General features: G+C 38.1%; 3 protein-coding genes. All 3 read right to left on the bottom strand.

Translation table 11 applies throughout. The features are described 5' to 3' along the window. A partial coding sequence (locus tag GSY74_RS03220; protein WP_164663673.1) for a hypothetical protein occupies positions 1-971 on the bottom strand: 971 nt, incomplete at its 3' end. A gap of 151 nt (positions 972-1,122) precedes the next feature. Next, positions 1,123-1,635: a hypothetical protein gene (locus GSY74_RS03215; protein WP_164663672.1), complete on the bottom strand. Its 513-nt coding sequence runs from the start codon at positions 1,633-1,635 to the stop codon at positions 1,123-1,125. A gap of 166 nt (positions 1,636-1,801) precedes the next feature. After that, a partial coding sequence (locus tag GSY74_RS03210) for an ABC transporter ATP-binding protein (protein ID WP_164663671.1) occupies positions 1,802-2,709 on the bottom strand: 908 nt, incomplete at its 5' end.

The raw sequence follows: 2,709 nt of genomic DNA, 5'->3' as shown, positions 1-2,709 counted from the left end.
TTTTGACTATGCTCTGTTAGATTCTCCAAAGCAGACTCTGAATGGGTTGAGAACTTTTTCATACTTTTGATATGCTTGTCCCACTCTTTGGCAATCATATTCATCTGACCTAGACCACTATCAAAAGTCTCTATGGATTTTTTGAATACTCTGTTTGCATCTTTGCTCGTTGCATCAAAGTTTCTCTCTACACTACTGATTTGTCGCTCTATCTGCTCAAACTGAGTTTTGAACTGCTCTTTTGAACTACTCAAAACTCTCTGTGTCTCTTCTGAACTACTCTGTAAATCTCTCTCAACTGTTTTGCTCATCGCCTCCAAGTTATAACTCATCTGCTCATAGAGTTTTGTAAAGCTTCTGCTTAACTCATCTATGCTCTGCTGAGAGGTTTGATTGGCAGAGTTGATGGTTTTTTCTAATTTTTCGGAGCTAACGACCAGTTGGGTACTACTATACTCTATACTCTCTACCCATCTATTGCTACTCTGCTCTATCTGTAGTCCTGCTTTTCTAACCTTTTGAGCCAAAAACTCCAAAGCGTTATCACTCTCCTCTGTAGAGTCTAGCTTATATCTGTAGCGTTCTCTCTCCATCTCTTTACCAAAAGCCCAACCGATAATACTAGTAATCAGAGCCGAACCAATAGGTGCGATAATCGTATCAATATGCTCTATCATCTCTGCCCCACCAAACTTGGAGGTCATAATCAGAGCCACAGATGTACCGATAAGTGTATGTAGATAACCCATAGTTGCTACTCTATTGCCTACCTCAATATTGTCATCTCGCTCATTGAAAATAGCAAAAAAGCCCAAAATGACTAGCATCACCATATGCTGAATACCTACAGCCAAAAAGAGAACACCCACATATTTTTCAATAAACTCAACGCCAACATATAAGCCAAGCATCAAACTTACAGCCACAGAAAAACCAAACCACCATATCACACTAAATAACATTCTAATCATTCTCTATCCTATTTTTAATTTACGGAATCGGAGGCTTTAGCCCATGCCAATGAATTAGCGAGGCTGAAGCCATCGGTTCCTTATATGCAATCTGCATTTTCGGAATCGGAGGCTTTAGCCCCGAACAAGACGAAGCTAAAGCTTTCGTTTCCTAGCTATTCAAGTTCTCTATCATCTTCTCTGCTTTTTCAAACTCATGCTGTGCCAAAAGCTTATAGATAGGTCTACTATCAAAGATATGCTCTCTTCGCAAATCATCCATCCTCTTTAGAGAAAAAACTACTCTATTTAAAATATCTGCATCCAAAATATCTATCTGCTCTAACCGATTCTCCACACTAATACCAAAACTCATTACAAAATCCTGAAAAATCTCAATGGGTCGGCTCTTCTTAAGCTGATAAATACAAATCTCTGGAACATACTCCACACCAATACCTGAAAACAGCTCAACAAGGAGCCTCTTTGAGAGTTTGGGGAACTCTTGATAAGATTTTTCTGATTGCATAGCTATATCTTTGGGTAGAGTACCTATAAATGGTGCTTTGTCTGTATGGGTCGAGATGTAGACACTGGGTCGTCTATGGTCATCACCATATTTTATACTGCTAAATCTCTCTCGTAGAGCCAGTTTCATGCTCTTTTTTAAATGGTCTAAGTTCAACGCTCTGTCCTATTGAATAGACTTCTTTCAAAACTAATTTGGAATCGGAGACTTCAGTCCCGAATATAACGAGGCTAAAGCCATCGGTTCCTAGTTTTGCAAAAGCTTAATATTGGACGAATTATATCTCAATAGGAGTAAATGGGGTTTTAAGGAAAAGAATTAGTTAAACAATCTTGCTCAAATCAATGATTCTATCAGCTTTTTCAATACTATTCTTGCGGTGGGCAATAGTGATAATAGTCTTCCCCTCAACAAAAGAGTTCAACGCCTCAAGCAGTCTATCCTCTGTCTCATTATCAAGCGAAGAGGTGGACTCATCAAAGATAATAACTTTTGGATTGTCAAGCAGAACTCTTGCAATTGAGAGTCGTTGCTTCTGCCCACCTGATAGTTTGGTTCCATTTTTCCCTACTATAGTATCTAATTTTTTGTCAAGTCCAGATACAAACTCATAGAGTTGAGCTATTTTTAGAGCCTCATATATCTTCTCATCACTATACTTTCTTCCTAGAGTTAGGTTAAATCTCAGAGAGTTATTGAACATCAGAGGAGACTGAATTACAAAACCAACATTCTCTCTAACAGACATATACCCAATCTCTTTTATCTCTATACCGTTATAAAATATCTCTCCAGAGTCTATAGGATAAAGACCTATAAGAATCTGAGCTAGTGTACTTTTTCCACTTCCTGTCTCTCCGATAATCGCTACTTTTTCACCCTCTTTTATCTCCAAGCTGATATTTTTGAGAACCTCTGTCGAGCCATCATAAGAGAAAGAGACATCTTTTAGACGAATAGAGGCACTTTTTCTATCCTTAAATGGGTCAACTTTCATCTCATATTTTGGTTCACTATCAAGTTTTAGAATCTCATTTAGTCTATCTATAGAGGACTTAGCATTATAATAGAGATGAGTGAAGTTTATCAGCTTATCCATCGGTCTCATTATCACCCAGGCATAGGCAAAGATAGCCAACATCTTACCGATAGTCAAGAGACCAAAAAGCACCATCAATATACCCATAGACCTAAATATATCATGAGAGTACATAATAAGCATCTGCGAGA

Origin of the sequence: Sulfurovum sp. bin170 (genome assembly GCF_010892395.1) — a bacterium.
In the GTDB taxonomy this organism is placed as follows: Bacteria; Campylobacterota; Campylobacteria; order Campylobacterales; family Sulfurovaceae; genus UBA1140.
The sequence above is the reverse complement of the archived record's forward strand: the minus strand, read 5'-3'. Positions and strand labels throughout refer to the sequence as shown.